The 15,726-nt window shown below is 63.5% G+C and carries 13 protein-coding genes; 5 read left to right on the forward strand and 8 right to left on the reverse strand.

The genetic code is table 11. The features are described from left to right. Positions 1-130: 130 nt before the first annotated feature. Entirely contained in the window at positions 131-1,408 is a 1,278-nt protein-coding gene (locus RMO57_RS07730) for a Zn-dependent hydrolase (protein WP_310385564.1), read from the forward strand. Positions 1,409-1,425: 17 nt separating this feature from the next. On the opposite strand, the gene RMO57_RS07735 is transcribed toward RMO57_RS07730, so the two are convergent. Both RMO57_RS07735 and RMO57_RS07740 read right to left on the reverse strand, forming a co-directional pair. Beyond that, positions 1,426-1,857 carry a hypothetical protein gene (locus tag RMO57_RS07735; RefSeq protein ID WP_310385566.1) on the reverse strand — a complete coding sequence of 144 codons (432 nt, stop codon included), beginning with the start codon at positions 1,855-1,857 and terminating at the stop codon, positions 1,426-1,428. A gap of 184 nt (positions 1,858-2,041) precedes the next feature. Continuing rightward, positions 2,042-2,683: a hypothetical protein gene (locus tag RMO57_RS07740; protein WP_310385568.1), complete on the reverse strand. Its 642-nt coding sequence runs from the start codon at positions 2,681-2,683 to the stop codon at positions 2,042-2,044. Between the two features lie 235 nt (positions 2,684-2,918). Between RMO57_RS07740 and RMO57_RS07745 the strand changes: the two genes are divergently transcribed. Further along, positions 2,919-3,785: a plasmid replication/partition related protein gene (locus tag RMO57_RS07745; protein ID WP_310385570.1), complete on the forward strand. Its 867-nt coding sequence runs from the start codon at positions 2,919-2,921 to the stop codon at positions 3,783-3,785. A 71-nt stretch (positions 3,786-3,856) separates the two neighbouring features. Then, a complete protein-coding gene (locus RMO57_RS07750; protein WP_310385572.1) occupies positions 3,857-4,972 on the forward strand; it encodes a sensor domain-containing diguanylate cyclase in 1,116 nt (371 codons plus the stop codon). Positions 4,973-4,986: 14 nt separating this feature from the next. On the opposite strand, the gene RMO57_RS07755 is transcribed toward RMO57_RS07750, so the two are convergent. The 6 genes from RMO57_RS07755 to RMO57_RS07780 all read right to left on the reverse strand — a co-directional run bounded on the left by RMO57_RS07755 (position 4,987) and on the right by RMO57_RS07780 (position 11,777). After that, complete coding sequence (locus RMO57_RS07755; RefSeq protein ID WP_310385573.1) at positions 4,987-5,757, reverse strand: arginine N-succinyltransferase; 771 nt, start codon at positions 5,755-5,757, stop codon at positions 4,987-4,989. After that, the gene (locus tag RMO57_RS07760) at positions 5,754-6,821 is read right to left on the reverse strand and encodes an arginine N-succinyltransferase (RefSeq protein WP_310385575.1); all 1,068 of its coding nucleotides are present in this window, start codon (positions 6,819-6,821) and stop codon (positions 5,754-5,756) included. The genes RMO57_RS07755 and RMO57_RS07760 overlap by 4 nt, the downstream gene beginning before the upstream one ends. After that, positions 6,818-7,810 (reverse strand): GlxA family transcriptional regulator, encoded by a 993-nt coding sequence (locus RMO57_RS07765; RefSeq protein WP_310385576.1) that lies wholly within the window; start codon positions 7,808-7,810, stop codon positions 6,818-6,820. The genes RMO57_RS07760 and RMO57_RS07765 overlap by 4 nt, the downstream gene beginning before the upstream one ends. A 68-nt stretch (positions 7,811-7,878) precedes the next feature. Next, positions 7,879-9,270, reverse strand: a complete 1,392-nt coding sequence (locus RMO57_RS07770) for a YfcC family protein (RefSeq protein ID WP_310385578.1) — start codon at positions 9,268-9,270, stop codon at positions 7,879-7,881. A gap of 21 nt (positions 9,271-9,291) precedes the next feature. Then, the gene (locus tag RMO57_RS07775; RefSeq protein ID WP_310385580.1) at positions 9,292-10,419 is read right to left on the reverse strand and encodes a M14 family metallopeptidase; all 1,128 of its coding nucleotides are present in this window, start codon (positions 10,417-10,419) and stop codon (positions 9,292-9,294) included. Then, entirely contained in the window at positions 10,419-11,777 is a 1,359-nt protein-coding gene (locus RMO57_RS07780) for a cyanophycinase (protein ID WP_310385582.1), read from the reverse strand. Before RMO57_RS07780 ends, RMO57_RS07775 begins: the two co-directional genes overlap by 1 nt. Before the next feature lie 328 nt (positions 11,778-12,105). On the opposite strand from RMO57_RS07780, the gene RMO57_RS07785 reads away from it, so the two are divergent. Both RMO57_RS07785 and RMO57_RS07790 read left to right on the forward strand, forming a co-directional pair. Further along, the gene (locus RMO57_RS07785) at positions 12,106-14,844 is read left to right on the forward strand and encodes a TonB-dependent receptor (protein ID WP_310385584.1); all 2,739 of its coding nucleotides are present in this window, start codon (positions 12,106-12,108) and stop codon (positions 14,842-14,844) included. A 182-nt stretch (positions 14,845-15,026) separates the two neighbouring features. Then, on the forward strand, positions 15,027-15,726 hold a 700-nt coding region (locus tag RMO57_RS07790), incomplete at its 3' end, for a response regulator transcription factor (protein ID WP_310385586.1).

A 15,726-nucleotide genomic window follows, 5' to 3' on the forward strand; every position in this document is an offset into this window, starting at 1 on the left:
GAGTTGCGCGCCGTGCAGGGCGCGGGTCGCTACCTGAAGCGCCCGCCCTTCGGCGCCAACTTCGACGCGGCGAAGCGGCGCACGCAGGCCCTGGCGCCGACGGCGGTTTCACGCTGAAAGGAGCGCGATCATGGACACCAAGGTCAAGGTTGATATTTCCAAGCTGCGCATCGACGGCGAGCGCCTTTGGGCCGCGTTGATGGAACTGGCCAAGATCGGCGCCACACCCAAAGGCGGCGTGTGCCGCCTGACGCTGACCGACCTGGACAAGCAGGGCCGCGACCTGGTCAGCCGCTGGGCGCGCGAGGCCGGCATGACGGTGACCATCGACAAGATCGGCAACGGCTTCCTGCGCCGCGCCGGGCGCAACAACGCATTGCCGCCGATCGTCACCGGCAGCCACATCGACACCCAGCCGACAGGCGGCAAGTTCGACGGCAACTACGGCGTGCTGGCGGGCATCGAAGTGGTGCGCACGCTCAACGACCACGGCATCCAGACCGAGGCGCCGATCGAGGTCGCCTTCTGGACCAACGAGGAAGGCAGCCGCTTCGTGCCGGTGATGATGGGCTCGGGCGTGTTTGCCAAGGCCTTCACGCTGGAAAAGGCCTACGCGGCCACCGACACCGACGGCCTGACGGTCAAGAGCGAGCTGGAACGCATCGGCTATATCGGCAGCGAAGAGCCGGGCGACCACGCAATAGGCAGTTATTTCGAGACCCATATCGAGCAAGGCCCGGTGCTGGAGGATCACGACATCACCATCGGCGTGGTCACCGGCGTGCTGGGCATCAAATGGTATGACTGCACGGTCACCGGCATGGAGGCGCACGCGGGGCCGACGCCGATGGCGCTGCGCCGCGACGCGCTGCAGGTTGCCGCCCAGCTGATGCTGGAGGTGGTGGCGGTGGCACACAGGCACCCACCTGATGGAAAAGGACATGGACGCGGCACGGTCGGCATGGTGCAGGTACATCCGAACAGCCGTAACGTGATCCCCGGACGGGTCAAGTTCAGCATCGATTTGCGCAATAGCTCGGACGAGCTGGTCGAAGCAATGGACGCCGACATCAAGGCCTGCGCCGAGCGCCTGAGCGCCGCCAGCGGCTTGCCTATTCAGATTGAGTTGGTGTCGCATTACCCAGCTCAGCCCTTTCATGCCGACTGCATCGCCGCAGTGGCCAAGGCCGCCAGCGACTTGGGCTATTCACAGATGCCAGTCGTTTCGGGCGCCGGCCATGACGCCGTCTATATGGCGCGTATGGCACCGGCCGGCATGATTTTTATTCCCTGCAAGGACGGCATCAGCCACAACGAGATTGAAGACGCCAAGCCGGCCCATCTGGAGGCCGGCTGCAATGTGCTGCTGCACGCCATGCTGGCTAAGGCCGGAGTAAATCCGCCTTGAGCCAGCCCGGCAAGCGGTCAATCATGGTCCTTGCCTTTGCCCTTGTCCTTATTCTTGTTCTTGCCATGCCCCCGCTCCCCTTGATCGTGGTCATGGTCGCGGTCTAGGTCGCGACCCTGGTGGCGGGGAACATAGACATCGCGGTACCAGTCGTCACGTACAAAGTAGACGTTCTGGCCACAGGCCCCGTAATGCTTGCAATGCTTGCGCCAGTTCTTCTCGTGCCCCGGTGAAACTCGCAAATAGACCGGACTTGGTTGCACGGTGACACGCTCAATGATGACCGGCTGCGCATAGATCAGGCGCGGTTGAGGCATGCGGCCGATGTCGATCTGGCCATAGAAGCCCGGCTGACCTACGCTGATGGACACGCCCACATCGGTGGCTTGAGCCGACGTCGCCAACGATAAGCCCATACCACTCAAAACTGTCAAAACTATTCGTTTCATCGCCGACTCCAGCAGTTAATCGTTGATTGCTCAACGCGCAAGCGAGGGCTGGCGTGCACCGACTTTACGTCTGGATACAAAGTAAGCGGACAAAACTAAGGCCTTGATTGAATCCAACAATCAAGGCCCCGTCGATGACCTGCCCTCGCGCCGGCTCAGCCGGGCGGCAGCTGTCTTGGAAAGTTTATGCAGTCACAGCGGCCGCAACCTTGCGCACACGACGCTTGGCCGCCACCACGGCCTTATCAGCGTCTTGTTTGACCGCCGCGACCTTCTTGGGCACTGCTGCGACTTTAGCCTCGACCTGGCTGGCCAGACTGCGCTTGACGCGGACAGTTGTTTTACGAGCGGTCTTCTTGACCGTCACCGAGCCGCCGGCCAAGCGCTGCAAACGCCCTGCACCTTCGACCAAACCGGCCGACACCGCCAGCGCTGCGCGCGCACCCGGCATGCTCAAACGAGCCGCTGTGCTGAGGCTGCGAACCAGCAGTGGGCTCTTGACCTTGGCGCTGAAACCGGCCACGCGGGAGACGCCGACGCGAGCCTTGGCAGAGCCGGTCTTGATGACCCGCTCACTGCCGCTGCTCAGCTTGCCGACACCGCCTTCGATGATCTCGTTCAGGCTGTCACGCAACTGCCTCAGCGCACCGGTCAAATTGGGTGCCAACTTGACGCTGCGGCTGTAGACCTGGGTTTGCAGACCATGGCTGACACCGTCGAGCAAACGGCTGCTGCCGGCACGGTAGGCCTTGACGGTCAAGCTGGCGGCGCGGGCGTAGTTGTCGATGGCGGCCAGGGTGGTGGTGCTCAGGGTCGGCTTGTTCATGGTTTGCTTTCTCTTTGGGGTTAATGAAGCTCGCCAATCAGCTTTTGCAAAGCCCCGGCGATGACCGCAGTTTCCCGGCAAAGCCCTAGAGAGCGATACCCAAATCAGGCCAAAAAGCCTGACTTTCCTAGAGCCAGCTCCCAAATTGCATGGCGGCACCGGCAGAGCTCAAGGCGGCCGAATCCGTCCCTGCCTCTAGAATGCGCGCCCGCCCCGACCAGATCCAAACAGCCCCATGAACATCACCGTCCTCGAAGAACTGCGCATCTACATTGACCCCTTGACGCCCGAGGAACACCAGGCGCTGGAGCGCAGCATCCTCAGCGAAGGCTGCCGCGACGCGCTGGTGCTGTGGGGCGACATCTTGGTGGACGGCCACAACCGCTACGGCATCTGCCAACAGCATGGCCTGCCCTTCAATACGGTGCAGAACAGCCGCTTCAAGTCGATGGAAGACGTGCATCTGTGGATGATTGACCAGCACCTCGGGCGGCGCAGCCTGTCGGACTTTCAGCGCGGCGTGTTGGCGCTGCGCAAGAAAGAAATCACGGCGGAACGCGCCCAGGCCGCAGTGAGCGCGCTGGCCGAGGCCGGCGCAGGCATTGGCAGCGAGTTTGCGGCCGAAATCAGCGCCGACGCCAAAGCCGCCACCGCGCAGGAGCAGCCCTTGACCAGCCGCGAAGGCGTGGCCAAGGCGGCGCGCATCAGCAGCAATACCGTGGTGCAGATCGAGAAAATTCAAAAGAGCGCCGCGCCCGAGCTGGTGCAGGCGGTCAAGGCCGGCACGATCTCGATCAACGCGGCGGCTGCAGTGTCCAGCCTCGGGCATGACGAGCAGGTCGCGGCGGTGGCCGGCGGCAAGAAGGAATTGCAGCAAGCCGCCAAGCGCGTGCGTGAAAGCAAGGGCGGAGCGCGTGCGCCAAAGCTAGCTGATAGCGCGAGTGAAGGAGGCCCAGAAGGCGACGCTGATCAACGTAACCGCGAAGCCCAGCTGCAACTGCTGCAAAGCTCGCTGGCCGAACTGAACGTCGAGAACAAGGCACTCAAAGAGCAGGTGCGCAGCCTGCAAGACGAGTTGGCGCAACTCCGCCAGATCGGCTGAGCTTAAACAGCTACAGTCAGCCCCAGCGCGGATGTCATTGGCGCAATAACCTTCAGAACCATTGCCACCCGATGGACCAAAGCGATCTTGCGGCCGAGAACTTGATGCTGCGCCAGCAGCTGGAATCGCTGCTGCGCGAGGCTCGCAATAACGAAGACAAGATGCGGCGCTTCGAGCAGCTGGAGCACCGCCTGATTGGCGCGCGCTCGATGGCCGGTTTGCTGCGCCTGCTTTTGAGCGAGTACCGGCAGAGCTTCGGCGTCGACTGTGTGACGCTGGCCCTGCTGGACCGCGACCAGGAAACCAGCGCCATGCTGGAGGCCGAACGCTCGCGCGACGACGAGGCCGAGCGGGCCCAGCTCGATGGCCTGACCCTGCTGCACAGCTTGGCTCCGATTGCGCCGCTGTTCCCGGACTTGGCGCGGCCGACACTTGGGCCCTTCGTCGAAACCCTGCACCGGCCGCTGTTCGGCACGCCCTCGCCGGCCCTGGCCTCGGTGGCGCTGTTGCCGCTGAGCCGGCATGGCGAGCTGATCGGCAGCCTGCATTTCGGCAGCACCGACCCGAGTCGCTATGACAGCAAGGCCGGCACCCAATTGCTAGAACGGCTGGCGGCCATCGTGTCGGTCTGCCTGGACAATGCCTTGAACCACGAGCGACTGAAGCTGGCCGGCCTCAGCGATATGTTGACTGGCGTGCACAACCGCCGCTATTTCGAGCATCGCTGCCAGATCGAGGTCAGCCAAGCGCGCCGCTATCAACATGATCTGGCCTGCCTGTTCCTCGACCTCGACCATTTCAAGTCGGTCAACGACCGCTTCGGTCATGGCGCCGGCGATGTGGTGCTGCAGGGCGTTGCCCACATCATCCAGGGCCAGTTGCGCGTCGGCGACACGGTGGCGCGTTTCGGCGGCGAAGAGTTTGTGGTCCTGCTGCCGCAGGCGCCCGCCCAGCATGCACGCGAGATCGCCGAGCGCATACGCCTGAGCATTGCCGCCAGCCCCTTGTTGGCGCTGCCCCAAGGTGAGGCCTTGCCCGTCAGCGTCTCGATCGGTCTGGCCATGCTGCCCAAGGGCCATCTCAGCGGTGACTCGCGGCTGCTGGCTCAGGAACTGGTCGACCAAGCCGATCAGGCGCTTTACCGTGCCAAGGCCGGCGGGCGCAACCAGGTGTGTTTGGCGGCCTAGTCACCAACACAGATTCAACGCAGCCGCCGCTCCCACACCGGCCCGCCATCATCGATGCGCACATGCTGGGAAAAACCAAATCCGCAGGCTGCCAGGGCCTGCGCCGCAGGCTGACCGTTGTCGCCAACCTTGCCCATGGCCGCCTGCGCGCATTCGCTCAGGAAGGACAGATAGAGCGTCTGGCGCGGCAGTAGCGCCGCCAAATGGCTGCGCCATGCGTCGCCGAATTTTGTCTGTGCAGCGGCCGGGTCGCCGACATAGAAATGCGCGCCCAGCCCTTGCCAGAACGGTGCGTCGCCGCTTTGATCACGCGGCCCGGCCAACTCGACAATGAGCCGCTCGCCAAACCGTGCCGGCTGCGCTTGAACACGCTGCAAGGCCGCCTGGATCAGCCGCACCTGAGCATTGATTTTGGCCGCGTCGCTCAAGCCGGGCGCGTAGGCCATATCGGCCAACTCGCTCTCTGCGCTGTGGTCATTGCCCAGCAGCAAGGTGGTCTGGCTGCGATACAGGCCTAACTCCACAGCGGCATGCACCACGCGGCCGACATGGTAGCTGTAGCGCGGCATTTGCAGGCCCAGATGCGGGACCAGGCGCAGACAGGCCAGCGGCTGGGTCGAAGCCGCGTCGGCCAGGATCAGCCATTCACCCTCACCGCTACCGCTATCCATAGCGGCCGAGCTCAGCGGCACACCGGTCTGGTTACGCCAAGTCTTGACGGTGGCCGCGTCGCTGGGCAGCAGAGTGCGCACAAGCAATTGATCGTCCGTGTTGGCCTGTGTCATGGCCGCCCCCGCACGACCGACTCGTCCGGCTCGGGCCACAAGGGCGTGGTCAAGATCTGGTCGCCTGCGCCTTGGCCCAAGCGCAAGGCCAACTCGTGCGCGGGCGCCACCGTTTGCGCCGCCAGCGGCAACTCGCACAAGACCGCTCGAAAGTCGCCCCGATCCGCGCTCACCGCCAAATGCCAGACCGACTCGCCCGCGTTCATCGCCGCGCCCTGCACCGCAAGCCGGCGTGCATGCCGCACGCTGCGCAACAGGCCCAGATTGGCCTCGACCGTGGGGCCGCCGTCAAAAATATCGATATAGGTGTCGGCATCAAAACCCTCGTCCTGCAGGATAGAAAAAGGCAGCTCGCCGACCGGGTGCAGCTGGCCGATCGCCCATTGCGCGGCCTCGGGCAGCAAGGGCACATAGATCGGCGAATGCGGCATCAAGTCGGCGATAAATGCCTTGTTGCGTCCGCCCGTCAGGACTTCAGCCTGCGGATAGTCCATGTCAAAAAAGCGCCGCCCCACGGCGTCCCAAAACGGGCTTTGGCCGGCTTGGTCGGCCAAGCCCGGGTTCTCGGCCGCGATGCGTTCATTGAAGCGCTCGGCAAACTGCAGGATGAACAGCAGCCGGGCGCGCGACAGCAGCTGCGGCGCCGGCCCATGGGCGTAGGCCGGGTCGATGTAGAACGAGGTCAGCAAGGTGTAGCCGCTCAAGTCATGGCAGAGGTGCAGCGTATGCAGGCGATTGCTGACACCCAAGGCCGCACTTGCATGCACCACAAACTCATTGCGATAGCTGTAAAAACGGTCATGAAAACCAGCGCTGGCCGCGATGCCGCTGCTGCCCACCACCTCAGCGCGCGCCAGGTCCTCCAACACAAACAAATAGGTTTCTTCACCGCTGGCATCGTCCAGGCTGGCAAACGCATCGACCGAGCGCTCAATCCGCGCGCGCAGCTTGGCTTGGTCGTTAGGCAGCGAGCTGATGCCATGCTCGCTGGCCGCAGCGATGCGTTCCAGCGCCGGCAGGTCGCCGATAGCGACCGGACGCAGCAACAAATCTCGGGGGTTCATGGCGGGTCTCCAGCAGGTCGGCGCCAGGCGATGGCGCGCTGGCTGCGCTCCTCGCGCGGCGTCTTGTCAAAGTGCGCCTTGTAGGCATTGGAAAAATGTGGGCCGGACGAAAAGCCGCAGGACAGGCCAATCTGCAAAATCGACTGACCGCTTTGCTGCAGCAAACGGCGCGCCCGGTTCAGCCGCAGCTCCAGGTAGTAGCGCGAGGGCAAGGCGTCCAGATGCTGTTTGAACAGCCGCTCCAGCTGCCGGCGCGACACGCCCACCAGGCGCGCCACGTCCTCGGTCGGCAGCGGCTCGGCCAGATTGGCCTCCATCAGGCTGAGCGCTTCGGCCAGCTTGGGGCTGCCGCCGCGCTGCTCGGCCACCGGGCGGCGCTGGCGCTCATCGCGCCCGCGTGCACGCTCCAGCCCCAGCCTGAGGGTCAGGTCTTGCGCCAAGCGCTCGCCGTGCGTGCGGCCCAACCAGGCAACCATCAAATCCAAGCTGGCGCTGCCGCCGGCGCAGCTCATGCGGGACGCGTCGGCGTTGATTTCCCAGACATTGCCGCTCCAAACCACGTCCGGGAATTCATCCGCCAGCGCCTCGGCCAGGTGGGTGTTGACGGTGGCGCGCTCACCCAGCAACAAGCCGGCCTCGGCCAGCACCGCGCTGCCGCCGTCCACGCCGGCCAGCGTGATACCTGCGGCAGCCTGCTCACGCAGCCATTGCAGCAGCGCTTGGCTGGGCATTGCCCCTTCACCGCTGAGTAAAAACACCGCGGCCCAAGCCCTTTGTTCGGTCAGCGCCAGCGTGGGCAAGGCGAGCAAACCGCAGTTCACCGCGCCGCCTTCGGCCGAGCTCAACTCAGCCACATAACGTGCATCGCCCTGCAAGTCATTGATCGCCTGCAGCGCCTCCAAGACGCCGGCCAGCGCCAATAACGAGCAACCCGGCAGCAACAGCAAGGCGCAGCGCCGCAAGTCAGGCGCTTTGGGCGACTGGGACACTGGTTCAGCGACACAAAGGCTCTGGCTATTCACCGCTGCACTGTAATTGAGCCATCAGCAAAACTGCCTCACTGCCAATTGATCATCGAAGGCACGGCCAGCAACACCAGCGCCATCACCAAATACATCAGCTGCAGCGGGATCATCCAGCGCGCCCACTTTGTCCACGGGATGCCGGCCAGCGCCAACACGCCGACCGTGATGCCCGAGGTGGGGATCACCGGCGTCGTCAGCTCGCCAAACTGAAAGGCCAGGATGGCGGTCTGCCTGCTCACGCCGACCAAATCGGCCAGCGGCGCCATGATGGGCATGGTCAGCGCGGCTTGGCCCGTGCCCGAGTGGATGAAAAAGTTGATCACCGACTGGATCAGAAACATCTTCTGCGCCGCAAAAATGGGGCTGCTGGATTCGACCAAGGGCACCAGCGCATGCAGCATGGTGTCGATGATGTGACCATCGCGCATCAGCACCACGGTGGCCTTGGCCAAGGCGATCACCAAGGCGGTGCCGACCAGATCTTTGGCGCCAGCCAGGAAGCTGCCCACAAACTCGTCGGCATTGAGCCGCCCGACCACGCCCACGGTGATTGCCATCAGCAAAAACAGCGCGGCGATTTCCTCGATATACCAGCCGAACTTGACCACCCCAAAAATCATCACCGCCAGCGTGGCCACAAACAGGCTCAGCACCAGCTTGTGGCGCGCCGTCATGCCGGCAAAGCTCTCAAAGTCGGCGGTGTTCAGCGTCTTGCGCTTTTCCTGATCCATCTCGTAACAAGGGCTGAGCTCAGGCGTGCGTTTGATGCGGGCGGCGTACCACATCAAGAAGGCAATCGTCAGCGCGGTGGCGATCGCCCAGCACAGCAGCCGGTAGCCCAAGCCCGAGAACATCGGCACGCCGGCAATGCTTTGCGCCACGCCGACGTTGAAGGGGTTCAAGAAGGCGGTGGCAAAACCGATCTGCGAGCCGACAAAGGGAATCGCCACCCCGACGATGCTGTCGTATTTGAGTGCCAGCGCCAGCGGGATGAAGATCAGCACAAAGGGGATCGCCTCTTCGGCCATGCCAAAGGTGGCGCCGCCGAGCGAGAACATGGTCACAAAGACCGGAATAATGGCCACCCGAACCCAGGCGGAATGGGTGTGCGCGCGGGCCACCGATTTGATCATCGAATCAATTGCCTCGGTACGCTGCAAGACCGAAAACGCGCCGCCAACGATCAGCACAAAGCCGATGATCAGCGCGGCTTCGACAAAGCCCTTGATCGGTGCCATCAGCAGCGCGACCGGGCCTTGTGGGTTGCTCGGCACCGCGTGGAAGGAGTCGGCCGTGATGACGGTCTTGCCGGCGATCAGCTGTGTCTCGTACTTGCCGCCGGGCACCACCCAAGTCGCCAGCGCGATCAAGGCCAAGAGGCTGAACAGCAGCACAAAGGTGTTCGGAAATTTTAGTTTTGACATGAAGCTCAGTGGACAGAGAAATCAAAGCGACAGCAGCTTGCCGCTGCGAAAAGCTTGGGTGCCGGCGACCTTGCAGACCCGCATGCCGGCTGTGGCATAACGCCTTGAGACCCTGGCAAACAGCCGGCCGGCCACGCTGGCGCAGAGCAGGCTGCGCTGATCGGTCAAGGGGTCAATGACTTCGGCCACCGTTTCGCCGGCCAGCACCCAGTCCCCGGGCGCTTTGCAAAACACCAAGATGCCGTTGTGCGGCGCGCTGATGGGCTCCACACCTTCGAGCGGCGTGGCCTCGCACAGCGCGGCCCTGCCTTGCAGCTCGGCGTCGGCGGGGCCCTCGATATGACCGGCCTGACGCAAAAACTCCAGCAAGGCACGCGCATCTTGCTCGGCCAGCGCCGGCTCCACTTGCAGCTCGCCGCGCAGCTCCACCGTGGCGGCAAAGCAAGCCAGCGGCACCGGCCGATCAGGGCCGAAATGTTCGGCCAGCTCCCACCAGATGCGCGCCACGGTTTCGTCAAAAGGGTCGTCGCCCGAGACGCGCGACAGCAGCAAGGCCTGCGCATCAAGCAAGCGCGCCAGCGGCTGCGCCGCCGCGGCCAGCGGCGTGCCGGTGTAGACATGCATGACCGCTTGGTTGTCGCAGTGCAGGTCCAGCACGATGTCGGCGTCCATCGCCAGCGTTTGCAAAATCTGCTTGAGCCGCTCGGTTTCGGTTTGCGCCGGGCCGGCGGCCAGCAAGTCCAGGCAGGCCCGTCGAATCAAGCGGGTGTTCTCGGCCGCGTCAGCACCCAGCAGCGGCGTCAACAGCGGGATCAGCTCGGCCGTCAGGTGGCGGTAATGGCGGTTGAAATTGATGCCGGTGCCCATGTCAAAGCGGCCGCACAAGGCGCCCTGCATCTCCTGCGCCAAGCCGATCGGATTGGCCATCGGCAGCAGCACGATCTCGCCGGCAATCAGCCCGCCCGCCTCCAGCGCCAACAGCCGTTCGCGCAGCGCTTGCGCCACCAGCATGGCCGGCACTTCATCGGCATGCAAAGAGGCCTGAATATAGACCTTGCGGCCGCTCTCAGTGCGGCCGAAATGCAGGCTGCGCAACTGCCGTGCGGTGCCGGCACTGGCGGGCGTCAGGGGGTGATAGCGGGTCAGCATCAATCGTCCTTCAAGTCTTGGACCCGGCCCGCGCTGGTGTTGATCTTGGTGCCATTGCCAGTGCGGGTGCTCGGGATCGCCAATGGGGTGTAAAACGGCCGCTTGATTTGCACCGGCTGCACGTCAAGGCGCAGGCGCAGCACGGTGTAGTCCTCACCGCCCATCGCGCCGCTGAACCAGCCCCGGCTGCCCTCGCCCTTGTGCAGGCGGAACTCAAAACCCAGGTCGGGTTGCGGCTCGCCCGTCAAGCCGCGGCCACTGAAGGCCACGCCCAGCAACTCTGCATGGGGGCTGTCCAGCAAATGGCTCATCGCATTGACGATGGCGTTGTCGCCCAAGATATCGAGAAAAAAGGGCTGATTGCTGAAAAACGGTTTGAAGTCGGCCGCCGTATGGTCAATCGCATGGCCGGCAAGCTTTTGCGCCGACGCTGTGGTCAGCCCGGTGCTGAAGTTATGCCGGTCGCCGCGGTCCAGATAGCTGAGCTGGGCGTTGCGGATATTGAAGCCGGGAAGCGCGGGGTCACTGCTGGCTTGGCTGAGATCCACCAGCAGCACGCCCTTGGCGCCGATCACCTCCATCTCGTCACCGCGCAGCAGGGCGGCGCTGTTTTCCTCAACACCCAGGCCCAGTTTGTAACCCTCGGCCAGCATCAGCGGCAGCATGCGGCCGATGCGGCCGCGCTTCAAAAAATGCTGATCGATAAACAAGTTAGGCCCAACGAATCCCAGGCCTCGATCGAGTTCCTTGCCCCGGCGCAGATCGCCTTTCATGACCTTCAGTGCGTCTTGCGCGTCGCGAAACATCGTCGTGCTCATGACGGCAGCGCCCGCACTGGTACCCGCCACCACACCGCCCCGGTTGAACACCGACCAAATCGCCTTCAGCATCGCGGTCGGCTCCCCGCCGGGCTGCAAGCTGTCGACAATCAACTCCTGCGCACCACCGGAGAAGAACACCGCTTGTGCGCCGCTGACCTTGGCCAGCAAAGCGGGGTCGTTCAAGCTGGCCTGCAGGTCCACACCCTTGAGGCGCGGCGCGACCGGAATGGCCTCGGCACGCGCGCCTTGCGCATTCAAGGCGGCCACGATCTGCGCCGCGCTGCGCTCAGGGTTGGCCGCCGCCGTGGCCAACACGGCAAAGCGCGCGCCGGGCCCGCCGGCGGCCTCGACGATACGCCGCCAGACCGCGTCGTTGTCGTACTTCAGCGCGCCGCCAATGATGATGGCCGTGCCGGGCAAATTAAGCGGTGCCTTGGCCGCGCTGTTAGCGCTGGTAGCGCTGGTAGCGGCGGCGATGGGCAGTGCCGCCGCCAGCAGCGCCGCGGCGGCCGCATAAATGAGTGGTTTGAATCGCATGCCGCCAGTCTGTCAGCGGCGGCGCGTAATCGCCAGCGGGTATGGCCCCAGAAAGCACCAGTTTGACCTCAATGCGCAAAAGCATGTCGCATCAACGCAAGCGCTGTTGTGCGCATTCATCGGGGTTTGCGGCCAAGCGACATGGACTTGCGCACAAGCGACCGCCGCGCCAAAACCCCATAGGCAAGTCGACTGGGGTGCTTCTAGAGTGCAATCCAAGGCCACCAGCGCAAACCTGCTGTTTCCCAATGACACCAGCGCCGCAGCCTCGAATTTTCTTTTTGCGTCCCCTGCTAACACCCCTTCAGTTCAACCAGGCCACACCACCATGACCCACCCCCGCATGCCGCAAACCTTCAAGCTCAAGTGCTTGGCCCAAGCCGCCACGCTGCTGGTCGCCGGCAGCCTCAGCCTGCAGACACAAGCCCAAGAAACCAAGCTGGAACGTGTTGACGTCACCGGCAGCAGCATCAAGCGCATCGAAGGCGAAACCGCACTGCCGGTGCAGACCTTGAAGCGTGCCGACATCGACAAGACCGGCGCCACCACGGCGGCCGAAATCATGCGCTCGATCAGCGGCAACACCGCCGGCTTGACCGATGGCGCCAGCATCACCGACAGCACCGGCGGCCAGCGCGGCTTCAACGGCGCCAATCTGCGCGGCATCGGCGTGTCCAGCACCTTGATCCTGTTGAACGGCCGGCGCATGGCCAACTTCGCCTCGCCCGGCGACAACTCCGGCGTGGACCTGAACAACATCCCCGCGGGTGCTATCGAGCGGGTCGAGATTTTGAAAGACGGCGCCTCCGCCATCTACGGCACCGACGCGATCGGCGGCGTCATCAACTTCATCACCCGCAAGGACTACCGCGGCGCCGACATCAATGTCTACGCTTCGCGCACCCAAGAGGGCGGCGCCGACAAGACCGCCGCCTCGGTGGGCGGCGGCTTTGGCGATTTGACCAAGGACCGCTTCAATGTCTTCGGCGTGATCGATGTGCAAAAGCTCGGCAATCTGCGCAGCACCGAGCGCGAGTTCTTGCAAGACCGGCCACTGGCGACCACGCTGCCGTTCTATATGTCGAGCCGCACCTTCCCCGGCAATATCCGCTTGGCCAGCCGCGCCGCCCCGCGCAAAGTGCAACTCGATGCACTGACTGCGGCCGGCTTCACCTTCGCTGGCAAGCCCTTCACCCAGCGCACCATCAATTTGTACGCACCGGCCTGCAACCCACCGGCCACCGTCTACGCCAAGGACAATTTGTCCGAGGCCTGCAGCTTTGACTATATGCAGGACACCGAGCTCTATCCCGAGTCGGACAAGGCGGCCTTTCTGGGACGCGGCGTGTTCCAGCTCAACAAGGACACCCAGCTGTTCGCCGAGGTCTTGAAGAGCAAGACCAAGACCCTGTATGTGGCCAGCCCGAATCCGATCGAGATCACGGGCGTGCCCACCGCCGCGATCAACCCCTTCTTGCCCAAACCGCTGCCCTTCGGCGGCACGGTCGACGTGCGCCAGCGCGTTACCGAGGGCGGCAACCGCAGCAACGAGGTCACCAGCGATGCCGAGCGCATCGTCGCCGGGGTCAGCGGTTCACTGGGAACTTGGGATTACGACCTGGCGCTGAACCGCGCCGTCAACAAGACCGACGACGCCATGAAGGACGGCTACTTTTTGTACGACAAGTTCGTGGCGGGCGTGCGTACTGGCCAGATCAATCCGTTCGGCAAGTCACCGCAGGCCGGCCAAGACTTGCTCAGCAGCATCAAGGTGCTGGACACCGCGCGCAGCTCCAAGGGCACAACCACCACCGTGGACGCCAAATTCAGCGGCGAGTTGATGCAATTGGGCGGCGGCGCGCTGGGTGCGGCCTTTGGCGCCGAATTCCGCCGCGAGGAGACCGAGTTCACCCCGTCCGCGCTGTTGCTAACGAACAATATCCAGGGCGACCGCAGCTCCCGCGGCGACTCGCCAAAGGCCAGCTCGAACAGCCGCAATGTGGCGGCCGTTTACGGCGAGCTGAATGCGCCCTTCACCAAGGAGCTGGAGCTCCAGCTCGCCGCCCGCTTTGATGACTACAGCGGTGTGGGCAATACCTTCAACCCCAAGCTGGGCGCGCGTTGGCAGCCCAGCAAACAAGTGATGTTGCGCGGCTCGGCCGGCACCGTCTTTCGCGCGCCCAGCATCAATGAGTTGACCCGCCCGACCTCGTTCGGTTCCAGCTCGGCCTTCCTGACCGACCCGGGCTGCGTCTCGCAGGGCTTCTCGGTGGCCGATTGCACCGACCAATGGCGGGTCGAGCGGCGCAGCAATGACAAGCTCAAGCCAGAGAAGTCCAAGCAGTTCTCGCTGGGCCTGGTGTTGGAGCCGGTGCGCGAGCTGAGCGCCAGCATCGACTACTGGATGATCAACAAGACCGATGTGATCAGCGATTTGTCCGAGCAGGTGATTCTGGGCAACCTGGCCAAGTACGAAAAAGGCTATGTCACGCGCGACGAATTCGGTGAATTCATCGACACCATCTTGCTGAAAAAGGAAAACCAGGGTGAGCTGCGCACTTCGGGCATTGACTTGGACGTCAGCTACCGTTTCAACGCCGGTGAGGCGGGCCGCTTCCGGGCCAATGCCAACGGCACTTATGTGCTGAAGTACGAGCGCCAGTTCGGCGCCGGCGAACCCTTCGAGAGCAATGCCGGGCGCTTCCTGAGCGATCAGGTGATCCAAAAGTGGCGCCACCGCATGTCGGTGGACTGGGACATCGGCGCTTTCGGCCTGACCCTGGGCAACACCTACTACTCGGGCTACACCGACCACAACACCGCCTTCAACCCCAACACCAGCGCGCTGCTGCCGGCTCGCGATGTGCAGGCCTATTCGCTCTGGGACATGTCGGGTTCTTGGGCCGTCAACAAGGCGATGAAGCTGCGCGTCGGCGTGCAGAACCTGCTCGACAAGCAGCCGCCCTTCTCCAACCAAGGCTACTACTTCTTGGCCACCTATGACCCGACCTACACCGACCCACGTGGCCGCAACTTCTACGCCAGCCTGAGCTACTCCTTCCGCTAAATCGGCGCTTGCTGCCCAGACCGGGCAGCAAGCCGTAGCGGAAACAACTTTGCACGGGCAATCCCTAACTTGGCACGCAGTCGGCATACAACAAGACACAAACGATTGCCTTCCTGCACCGCCGCGGGGCAAGAAACGAACAGATGTGAGATAGGATCCAGGCCATCTGGACGTTACAAGTTATGGCCGTCAAAGTACTGATCATTGAAGACAATCCGGTTGCTCGCAGCTTCTTGTGCAGAGTTGTGCGCGAAAGTTTCAGCGATCCGATGGAAATCACTGAGGCCGGCGATCTGGAGGGCGCACGCCGCCATACGGCCAAGCTGGCTGAAATTTCACCCGACGCCGGCTTCAAATTGATTTTGGTGGACCTGGAATTGCCGGACGGCAACGGCATGGAGTTTTTGGCCGAGACAGCCGGCTCGCCCGCGCTGAAAATTGTCACCACCCTGTACTCGGATGACGACCACCTGTTTCCGGCCCTGCAATGCGGCGCCGACGGCTATCTGCTGAAGGAGGACCGCTTCGAGGTGTTGGTGGAAGAGCTGCAGCGCATCGTGCGCGGCCAGCCGCCACTTTCACCCGCCATTGCGCGGCGCCTGCTGTCGCACTTCCGCCCCAACTCAAGCGGGGATTCCGGGCCCATGACCTTGAACTCCGGTTTCGGTGCCCTGTCGTCGAGCGCAACTTTCAGCGCTGGGCGCAGTGTGGTGCTCGACCCGCCACCGGAATGGGAGCGCCTGACACCCCGTGAAAGCGAAGTGCTGACCTACCTCAGCAAGGGCTTCACCATCAAGGAAATTGCCAACCTGATGGGCATCAAGTGGTTCACCGTCAACGACCACATCAAGTCGATCTACAAGAAGCTCAATGTCTCCAGCC

Source organism: Roseateles sp., from assembly GCF_031397715.1.
Classification (GTDB): Bacteria; Pseudomonadota; Gammaproteobacteria; order Burkholderiales; family Burkholderiaceae_C; genus Paucibacter_A.

What these genes read in the sequence shown, in the direction of transcription:
- RMO57_RS07730 (WP_310385564.1), top strand. Translation starts at nt 131, where the DNA reads ATGGACACCAAGGTCAAGGTTGATATTTCCAAGCTGCGCATCGACGGC.
- RMO57_RS07735 (WP_310385566.1), bottom strand. Translation starts at nt 1,857, where the DNA reads ATGAAACGAATAGTTTTGACAGTTTTGAGTGGTATGGGCTTATCGTTG.
- RMO57_RS07740 (WP_310385568.1), bottom strand. Translation starts at nt 2,683, where the DNA reads ATGAACAAGCCGACCCTGAGCACCACCACCCTGGCCGCCATCGACAAC.
- RMO57_RS07745 (WP_310385570.1), top strand. Translation starts at nt 2,919, where the DNA reads ATGAACATCACCGTCCTCGAAGAACTGCGCATCTACATTGACCCCTTG.
- RMO57_RS07750 (WP_310385572.1), top strand. Translation starts at nt 3,857, where the DNA reads ATGGACCAAAGCGATCTTGCGGCCGAGAACTTGATGCTGCGCCAGCAG.
- RMO57_RS07755 (WP_310385573.1), bottom strand. Translation starts at nt 5,757, where the DNA reads ATGACACAGGCCAACACGGACGATCAATTGCTTGTGCGCACTCTGCTG.
- RMO57_RS07760 (WP_310385575.1), bottom strand. Translation starts at nt 6,821, where the DNA reads ATGAACCCCCGAGATTTGTTGCTGCGTCCGGTCGCTATCGGCGACCTG.
- RMO57_RS07770 (WP_310385578.1), bottom strand. Translation starts at nt 9,270, where the DNA reads ATGTCAAAACTAAAATTTCCGAACACCTTTGTGCTGCTGTTCAGCCTC.
- RMO57_RS07775 (WP_310385580.1), bottom strand. Translation starts at nt 10,419, where the DNA reads ATGCTGACCCGCTATCACCCCCTGACGCCCGCCAGTGCCGGCACCGCA.
- RMO57_RS07780 (WP_310385582.1), bottom strand. Translation starts at nt 11,777, where the DNA reads ATGCGATTCAAACCACTCATTTATGCGGCCGCCGCGGCGCTGCTGGCG.
- RMO57_RS07785 (WP_310385584.1), top strand. Translation starts at nt 12,106, where the DNA reads ATGACCCACCCCCGCATGCCGCAAACCTTCAAGCTCAAGTGCTTGGCC.